Here is a 9,089-nt window from a genome sequence, read left to right as displayed (position 1 = left end):
CTATACCTTAACGGGAAGTATTGTAACAACAAGCGGTGCGGCGGCTCCAACAGGAAGCATTGCTGCAGGACAGGCATTTTTCTTTAAAGCCAGCACAGGAAGCAATATTGTCTTTACAAACGGCATGAGAATTCCCGGTGATAACACGCAGTTCTTTAAAACTTCACAAACAGCCGGTGAAACAAACCGTTTATGGCTGAATCTTACCAATGCCGAAGGAGCCTTTAAACAAGCTTTAATTGGTTATGTAGACGGAGCCACAAACAGCTGGGATCAGAATTACGATGCAGCCACCCTTAACGGAAATACTTATGTAGATTTCTATAGCGGAAATACTTATGTATTTAAACAAGCTTTAATTGGTTATGTAGACGGAGCCACAAACAGCTGGGATCAGAATTACGATGCAGCCACCCTTAACGGAAATACTTATGTAGATTTCTACAGTATCAGCGATGCAAAAAAATTAACTGTTCAGGGACGTGCACTGCCTTTTGAAAACACTGATTTAATTCCGCTTGGATATAAAACAGCCGTTGCAGGAGAGTTTACAATTGCCATAGACCATACAGATGGACTATTAAACAATCAGGCAGTTTATCTGGAAGATAAAACAACTGGTATCATTTATGACCTGAAAGCCGGAAACTATAAATTTACTACTGCAATAGGGACTTTTACAGATCGTTTTGTGCTTCGTTATACAAATAAAACATTAGGAACAGGCGATTTTGAAAATGTAAAAGACGGCCTTTTGGTATCTGTAAAAGACAAAGTAATCAAAGTCACTTCTTCTAAAGAAAATATCAAAGAAGTCTCTGTATTTGAGAAAGTGGGAACGACAGAATTGTCAATCTCAAATCTGCAGGCCGCTGATCAGGTTTTACTTGTAAAAGTTACTCTTGAAAACAAAGCTGAAGTAACCAGAAAGATTATCTTTAAATAAAAAAAACTTCTTCTAATAAAAAAATCCATTCCGTTTTGCGGAATGGATTTTTGTTTTTAAATAAGATAAATATTTAAGCTTTTTCAATTAAAATACTCACAGCATTGCCGCCAAAACCTACTGCATTAATTAAAACTTTTTTAATTGATTTGTCTTGTTTTTTTGATTCTGAAAAAGGTGTTTCGATAAAAGTATCATTCTGCAGCATCAAAAGTGCCAATTCTAAGCTCAGCGTTCCCGATGCTCCAAAAGTGTGCCCTATTTTCCATTTATTAGTCGTTAATAAAGGTAAATTAGACCCAAAAACTTTTTCAATTGCCCGCAATTCTGTTAAATCTCCTTTTATAGTTCCGGGAGCATGCATCACAATGGCATCAACACTTTCTAAATCAATATTTTTTAAAGCCATTTTCATAGATTTTTGAAAACAGTCAGCTTCTGCAGAAATTGAAATATTGTGTTCCAAAATTTCAGTCGCGTAACCAACACCAGTTACATACGCTATTGCATTTTCTTTTTCTCCTGCTTCTAAACAACAAACCGCTGCACCTTCACCCAAAATCATTGTGTTTTGTGTTTTCTTGAAATCAAAAGCCAAATTTGGCCACAAATCAATATTCTGGTCAATTCTTGAATAAATTTTCAGAGCCCGCATTTGTCCAATTGTAAAATCGGTTAAAGGAGCTTCACTTCCTCCAACCAAAAACTTATCAGCCATTCCTGATTTTAACCATGCAACTCCGTTTAAAAGTGCATGAAGCGCAGTTGAGCAGGTAATAGAATGCGAAATTTCAGGGCCTGTACTTTGCAAATCATGCGCTATCCAGGACGAAATATTTCCTAAAGTTGTTGTTGGCGAAGCTAAAGTTTGTGCTTTTCCAGTTTCAAGATATACTGCATAATGTTTTTCGAATAGATCTGTAGCGCCTCTTGAAGAACCAATATTGATTCCGAAAATATCATTTGAATTCCAGCCTGCATTTTCAATTGCTTTTCGCGAAGCTGTTAAAGCAAATAAAACAGAATCATCTAAAAATTTATATTTAATATCTGATTCGCGAATTTCAGCAACAATTTGTTTCGAATCATTACTCAGTGCAGCAACAGAAGTTTCCTGTTGATCCAAAAACTGTTTCGTAAAACAATGGTTATTGTCGAGATATTTTTTCCAAACTTCATCACTATTATTTCCTAACGGAGAAATAGATGAAAAAGCGGTTATGGCAATCTTTGGTGTATTCACAATAGTTTATTTATCACAAAGGTCTGTAAAAAAAATGGCATCACACACTGATGACACACATTAAACGGATGAACACGGAAGAAATAATTAATCTGTATTCATCCGTTTAATCCGTTAAATCTGTGGGCAAAATCACACCATTTCAATAGCTTCTTCAATCGTAGTGTATACTTTATGAAGCTGTTCATCTGTCATTATATACGGTGGTAAAATATAAACGATATTTCCAACGGGGCGTAAAACGACTCCTTTATTGATAAAAAAATTATACAACTTTGTCCGCATTGATCCGTAATAACTTTCTTCCGAATCTGATTTTATTTCAACGGCAAAAATAACGCCCAAAGTTCTGGCGGTGATTACTTTCGGATGAGTCCCGATTTTCTTTTGAAAGTTTAAATGACTTGTGTTTATTCTTGCGATATTTTGCTGCATTTCCTTTGTCTGCAATAAATCTATACTTGCCAAAGCTGCTGCACAACCTGTTGGATTTGCAGTAAATGTATGACCATGAAATAGTGCTTTATTAATATCATCATCATAAAAAGCATCAAAAATATCCTGCGTAAAAGTCGTAATCGCCATAGGGATTGTTCCTCCGGTTAATGCTTTCGAAAGACAAATCATATCCGGTTCTTCCAAAACATAATCCATAGCAAAAGTTTTTCCGGTTTTCCCAAAACCTGTCATTACTTCATCGGCAATTGTCAGGACTTTATTTGCTGCACAAATCCGAATCAATTTCTCTAAAGCTTCAGGCTCATACATTACCATTCCTGCCGCACCCTGAACCAAAGGTTCGAAAATAAATCCGGCACAATTATGTTTTTTAATTGCATTTTCTAAAGCATCAAAACTTACCTGCTCCTGCCCTTTTATTGGAACCGGAATTCGAACTACATCTATAAACATACCTTGAAAAGCTTGTGTATAAAACGAAATTCCGCTAGCCGCCATCGCCGCAAAAGTATCTCCGTGAAAAGCATTTTCAAAAGCAATAATCGTTGTTCGCTTTTCATTCTTATTAAAAAAATATTGAAGTGCTACTTTTATTGCTACTTCAACTGCTGTAGAACCATTATCTGAAAAGAAAATCTTCTGTTGGTTTTTTGGTAAAATTTCCATTAATCTCTCCGCAACTTTTACTGCCGGTTCATGTGTAAAACCTCCAAACAAAACGTGTTCTAAAGTTGTCAATTGCTTATAAATAGCATCGGCAATAAATTTATTACTATGTCCAAACGGATTTACCCACCAGGAAGCAATTGCATCGATATATTCTTTATTATTTTCATCCCAAAGCAATGCACCTTCTGCTTTTGTAATTGCAATTGGTGTTTGTGAAGTTTTATGCTGCGTATAAGGATGCCAAAGGTATTGGCGGTCTTTTTCTGTTAAGCTCATTTTTAAGAAAATAGAAGAAAGAGAATAGAAAAAAGACTAAACTCAATTGTTTAAACAAAGATAGGAAAGTCTATTTTCTTTATTCTATAATCTTTGCGCTATAAATTAAGCAAATTATCTCTAAATAAATCTGCGTATTCTTTAATTACGTTTTGATCGAAATAGGGTTCTTCGTCAATTCTTCCAATGCAGTTTATTCCGGTTTTATTCAGGATTAAACTTTCTGTTGATTTGTTTTCGCTTCCGCTGAAGATAATTCCAGCGACTTTAAATCCCCGATTCTGAATTGCTTCAATTGTTAATAAAGTATGATTAATACTTCCCAGATAATGTCTAGAAACCACTATTATTTTATAATCTGGTTTTATTAAATCGATGATTGTTTCTTTATCATTCAAAGGAACAAAAATTCCGCCAGCTCCTTCAATAACTAAATTATTCTTCGTTTTAGGTTCCTGAATTTGATTTAGTTCAATTGTTATTCCATCAATTTCTGCGGCAAAATGCGGACTTGCCGGCGTATTTAATTTATAACTGTTCTCAAAAATTTGAGTTTTTTTATTAGAAATTCTGGATTGAATTTTATGACTGTCTGAATTGTCTAAATCTCCAGCCTGAATAGGTTTCCAATAATCAGCTTCTAAAGCTTCGACAATAATCGAAGAAGCGATTGTTTTACCAACATCTGTCGAAATTCCTGTTACGAATATTTTCATAGGTTTCTTGTTTCGCAGAGATACACAAAGAAACACGAAGATTTACAAAGTTGTTTTTTTATACTTTGCGCTATTTTGCGTTTTTCTTTGTGTATCTCTCTGTAATAATTTCCTCAAAAATACCAATAAAAACAAACCCATCATTACGATGGGTTTGTTTATTATTCTTCTGTTAATTCATCTATTACTTTCCTTATTTCTTTGGCAAATTTTCCATAAAATTTGTGAACCCACCATTCTAAAGAAATTCCCATAAAAAGTACCCCGAAAACAACAACCAAAAAGAATCCAACTAATTGTCCATTTGAAAATTCGTGATCAAAAAATCCCGGAATTTTTGAAAATGCATAATAATAAAGACCCAAAAGATATAAAACCAAAAACGGCGTTAAGGCAAAGCCAAATGTTTTGTACAATTCCATATTCAATCTTATGTCAAAATAAGTTTCATATAAGCTGTCCTTCGTTGTTAAAGTTGTATTATTTAATCTTTTATAAAAGAAATAAAGTTTCATTAAATAGTAAACACAAACGGCCACAAAAAGACTAAAAAGTAAATAATAAAAAAAAGTCCATTTTGCGGGCAGATTACCAATCAAAGGAACTGTACCAATGAAAATTATTGACAGGATTTGATAATAAAATTCTGTTTTTAGATTTTTTTTAATTTTATCCAAAGGTGTATTTGCCGATTGTATTTTCTCTAAATTATTGGGAAGAACAATGTTTTTTGGTTTGTCGTTATTCCATGCGTTTTGTATTTCATCAAAATCCATATCCTTGGTTTTTAATTATTTCTTTTAATTTTTCTTTTGCCCGATTCAGTTTTACTCTGGCATTTCCTTCAGAGATTCCGAGATTTTCTCCAATTTCTTTATGTGAAAATCCTTCTAACTGATAAAAAATAATAGCCTTGTCTATTTTTTCAAGCTTTTGAACTGCTTTATAAAAATGTTCGATTTGGCTTTCTTTAATGTGAGAGTCGCCTTCCTCTTCTTTTATATTTTCTGAAGCGATTTCATATTTATCAACTTTCCGCTTTTCTTTCTTCAGAAAAACAATTGCCGTATTTACAGCAACCCGATACATCCAGGTCGAAAACTGGCTTTCATTTCTAAACGAATCATACGATCTCCAGAGCTGACAAATAATTTCCTGAAATAAATCCTGCTGATCGTCATGTGTATCCATGTACATTTTAGAAACTTTGTACAAAATTCCTTTGTGACTTTCAATCCGATTTAAAAATTCTTGTTCCCTTTCTTTCAAAATCTATTAATTCAGAATTGGTTTTACCTTGTAACCTGCTTTTCTTAATAAATTGATAACTCCAAATTTTCCTGCCAAATGTCCTGATCCAACAGCAAAAAAGATACTTTGATTCTTCATTAATTCGGGCATATTTTTTGCCCAGTTTAAATTTCTTTCGTCAAGAATAATCTTTTTTGTTTTATCACTTGTATATTTTTTATCTGTTGTAAAATCATACATTAAATCAATATTCTCGGTTTTATAGGCGGAAACTAATTTTGTTGATTCTTCGGGTGTTGACTCTTCCAGCATTGCAATCATTTCATCATTCGAATACGCTTTTTCAAACATGCCAAATTGTTCTTTTACAGTTTCAAAACCGCCAACTTCAATAGTTCTTTTTTTAGCCTGCTCGATAAATTCCATTTCGTAGAATTTTAAATCCAAACAGCCAAAACTTTTCATTGAAATCAAACTCATTACAGTCAGCAAACTAAAACTGTCAACTTGTTGTACCGTCATTCCGGTAGTTTTTTTGAGAATTGCATCTAATTTAGCCAGCTGCTCTGGGTTCAGTTTTTTACTTAAAGGTTCTTTTCCCATTGCCAATTGCTGCATTTCTGACATTTCTTTTGGGTCAGAAAAATTGATTTCTAATATCAGTTTTTCAGATGATTCTAAAGCTTTCTTCGTTTTTTCAGTCAGAAAATAATCCGAAGAACAAATCATGTGAATCGTTCCATACAAATAAGAAGGTTTCGAAAGTCCATTTCCGGAAACTTCCCATAAAAGAGAATTTTCTAATTTTGGAGATTCTGTTTGAGCTTGTGATTTTATGCTAAAAACAACTAGTATAAATGCTATAAATAAATGGAATACTTTTTTCATTTTGAAGGTTGATTAAGTTAATGACTAAAACTCATTTTGTAATTACAGCTCGTAAGTATAGGAATAGTCAAAACGTTACAAAAAAATATTAGAAATTTATTTAGGCCACTGATAAAATGTAAGATTTCATTAGCCAAATGTCACCCTGAGCGGAGTCGAAGGGCTCGCTGACTAAAATGGGCTTCGACTTCGCTCAGCCTGACAACTACATCTTAAAATATAAAATCTCGCAAAAGTTCTAATACGGAACTAATTTCTTCTTCAGAATTATAACTGTGGATGCAAAAACGCAAACGTTCCTGACCTTCAGGAACCGTTGGAGAAAGTATTGGTTTTACATCAAAACCTTTGTCTTGTAATTGCCGGGCTAATTTTTTGACACTTTCATTTCCCTGAACAATGGCAGACTGAATTGCTGATTTGCTTCGAACAAACATTGGCTTTAGACCTAATAAATTTTTTTGCTGATTGAAGAAAACAATATTTTGACGTAATTTTTCTATTGCTCCTTTTTCGGTTTCCAACTGTTGATATGCAGTTAAAATTGTAGCAACAGAATGTGGAGATAATCCTGTCGTATATATAAAACTTCGGGCAAAGTTTATTAAATATTCTTTGAGTTCCGGACTTCCAAGTACAACTGCGCCGTGACAGCCCAAACCTTTTCCAAAAGTCATGATTCGGGCAAAAATTCTGTTATGCAATTCCAAATATTGAAGAAGACCTTCTCCTTTCTCTCCAAAAACACCTAAAGTATGAGCTTCATCAACCACTAAATAACAGTTATGTTTTTCGGAAAGCTGTACTAATTCTTCTAAGTTCGGGCTGTCGCCATCCATAGAAAAAACAGTTTCGGTAACTATGTAAATATTGGTGTCGGGAAATTTTAGAATAAGTCGTTCTAAATCTTCAAAATCATTATGATTGAATTTGTATGATTTTGCATTTGACATTAAAATTCCATCCCGAATGGATGCGTGACTTAACTCATCATACAAAATAACATCATTTCTTTGCGGTACAGCACTAAAAAACCCCAAATTGGCATCGTAACCCGAATTAAAAATTAAAGCGGCTTCTGCATCATGAAATTGAGCAATAAAGTTCTCTGCTATTTGATATAAAGAATGGTTTCCAGAAATTAATCTTGAACCTGTCGCCCCGTTTTGAAAAATTTCATTTTCATGCAGATAAGCATGTGTAAGTTTGAAGATTGATTCGGATTTTGAAAAACCGATATAATCATTAGAAGAAAAATCAACCAGATTATTAAACACAGGAAGTTTGCGAAGCGAATTATTCAGCTTTCGGTTTTCGATTTTCTGATTAAGGTTTTCGGGTAATTTCATAAAAACAAAGTTATGAAATTGAAATTTGATAAAACAAACAGCGGGTTTTGATATTCCCCGCTGTTCTTTAATGTATTCTAAATGGTACTTATAAAAGGTGATTGCCTGCTATAATTTGATTCCATCATTTCTTTAACCATAAATTTGGCAATATCAAACGCACTGATTTTATCTTCTAAACAATCTTCAAGATTTACTGCTATATCAGAACTATCATCTGTGAATTCAATAAAAGGAACACGAACCTGCGTCCAATTTACATCGCTTTCAACTAAAAGAATGTAGGCTTTTTGACGATCTTCCTGAATTACTGGAAAATTGGTTTTCATCCAATCTGTTGCCATAATAGTTTTTGGACTTTTTTTATCGAATGGTGTATCGATATTAAGCCCCGCAAGAAGAACATAACGTTTAATTCCATATTCATTCATTGCTTTTAAAACAATTTTGGTTACTGCACTTGCAACCAAAGGTTCGTCTTTTCTTTGACCAATTGTACTTACTACTGCCTGACAATCTTTCAACAATAATTTTATGGATTCAAAATCAAGCGCGTCACCCTGAATGATTTCAATTTTAGGATTTTGAATTTCGAAATTTTCAGGATTTCTTAATAAAAGTTTTAAATTAACTCCTTCTTTTAATAGCTGGTTTACAAGATATTTTCCAGTTCTTCCGCTGCCGCCCAGAACAGCGATTTTTGATATATTTTTCATATGTATTCTTTATAAAATTTGACATAAATAATTTACGCTTTATCAGGCCAATAAAACGAAAAACATAAAAGCTTACTGAGCTTTTATAATTGAATCAATATTTTATAAAGAGATTTTAATACTTCAAAAGTAAAAAATATTTTTGAAGCATCGCATAAAAAAAGCCACTCACTATGTGAATGGCTTTTAAGATTATTTCGAAATTGTCTTTAGTCTACTAAAACAATTATCTTGTTATCTTTCATTTCGATTGTTCCTGACGTAATATCTAACGTATAGGTTTGGTCATTAACTTTCGTAAATTTACTTGCTACCTCTTTAGGAAAATCGAAGCTTGCCGCTGCAATTTTAATAGTTCCTTTTTCTAGAATAGAAACAATAGGAGCGTGATTATTCAAAATCTGAAAGCTTCCATCAACTCCCGGAAGTGTAACCGAAGTTACTTCTCCTGAAAATAATTTTGCTTCTGGTGATACTATTTCTAAAATCATAATTTTTGAGTTATGAGTTATGAGCTATGAGTTATAAGTTCGGTAAAGCTTTGCTAAACTCATAACTCATAACTCATAACTTAAA

9 protein-coding genes and 1 pseudogene are annotated in these 9,089 nt (G+C 33.2%); 1 reads left to right on the top strand and 9 read right to left on the bottom strand.

Features of this window, described 5'->3' with window-relative positions; translation table 11 throughout:
- Positions 1-946: pseudogene (locus tag ASD98_RS23945) on the top strand (hypothetical protein); the annotation flags it as partial.
- Between the two features lie 73 nt (positions 947-1,019).
- Here the strand turns inward: ASD98_RS23945 and ASD98_RS02775 are convergent.
- From ASD98_RS02775 to ASD98_RS02735, 9 genes are all read right to left on the bottom strand, one after another.
- The gene (locus ASD98_RS02775) at positions 1,020-2,189 is read right to left on the bottom strand and encodes a beta-ketoacyl synthase N-terminal-like domain-containing protein (RefSeq protein WP_056199899.1); all 1,170 of its coding nucleotides are present in this window, start codon (positions 2,187-2,189) and stop codon (positions 1,020-1,022) included.
- 132 nt (positions 2,190-2,321) lie between these two features.
- Positions 2,322-3,593, bottom strand: a complete 1,272-nt coding sequence (bioA, locus tag ASD98_RS02770; RefSeq protein ID WP_056199897.1) for an adenosylmethionine--8-amino-7-oxononanoate transaminase — start codon at positions 3,591-3,593, stop codon at positions 2,322-2,324.
- Between the two features lie 98 nt (positions 3,594-3,691).
- Complete coding sequence (gene bioD, locus ASD98_RS02765) at positions 3,692-4,309, bottom strand: dethiobiotin synthase (RefSeq protein WP_056199893.1); 618 nt, start codon at positions 4,307-4,309, stop codon at positions 3,692-3,694.
- Positions 4,310-4,470: 161 nt separating this feature from the next.
- Positions 4,471-5,085 carry a hypothetical protein gene (locus ASD98_RS02760; RefSeq protein WP_056199891.1) on the bottom strand — a complete coding sequence of 205 codons (615 nt, stop codon included), beginning with the start codon at positions 5,083-5,085 and terminating at the stop codon, positions 4,471-4,473.
- A complete protein-coding gene (locus ASD98_RS02755; RefSeq protein ID WP_369814743.1) occupies positions 5,075-5,506 on the bottom strand; it encodes an RNA polymerase sigma factor in 432 nt (143 codons plus the stop codon). Before ASD98_RS02755 ends, ASD98_RS02760 begins: the two co-directional genes overlap by 11 nt.
- A 78-nt stretch (positions 5,507-5,584) precedes the next feature.
- A complete protein-coding gene (locus tag ASD98_RS02750) occupies positions 5,585-6,448 on the bottom strand; it encodes a TraB/GumN family protein (RefSeq protein ID WP_056199885.1) in 864 nt (287 codons plus the stop codon).
- Positions 6,449-6,660: 212 nt separating this feature from the next.
- Entirely contained in the window at positions 6,661-7,797 is a 1,137-nt protein-coding gene (locus ASD98_RS02745) for a pyridoxal phosphate-dependent aminotransferase family protein (protein WP_056199882.1), read from the bottom strand.
- A 77-nt stretch (positions 7,798-7,874) separates the two neighbouring features.
- Positions 7,875-8,513, bottom strand: a complete 639-nt coding sequence (locus ASD98_RS02740; protein ID WP_056199879.1) for an NAD(P)-dependent oxidoreductase — start codon at positions 8,511-8,513, stop codon at positions 7,875-7,877.
- A gap of 209 nt (positions 8,514-8,722) precedes the next feature.
- Positions 8,723-9,004 (bottom strand): F0F1 ATP synthase subunit epsilon, encoded by a 282-nt coding sequence (locus ASD98_RS02735; protein WP_056199876.1) that lies wholly within the window; start codon positions 9,002-9,004, stop codon positions 8,723-8,725.
- Between the last annotated feature and the right edge of the window lie 85 nt (positions 9,005-9,089).

The organism is Flavobacterium sp. Root186 (genome assembly GCF_001428525.1).
GTDB lineage: Bacteria > Bacteroidota > Bacteroidia > Flavobacteriales > Flavobacteriaceae > Flavobacterium.
The sequence above is the reverse complement of the archived record's forward strand: the minus strand, read 5'-3'. Positions and strand labels throughout refer to the sequence as shown.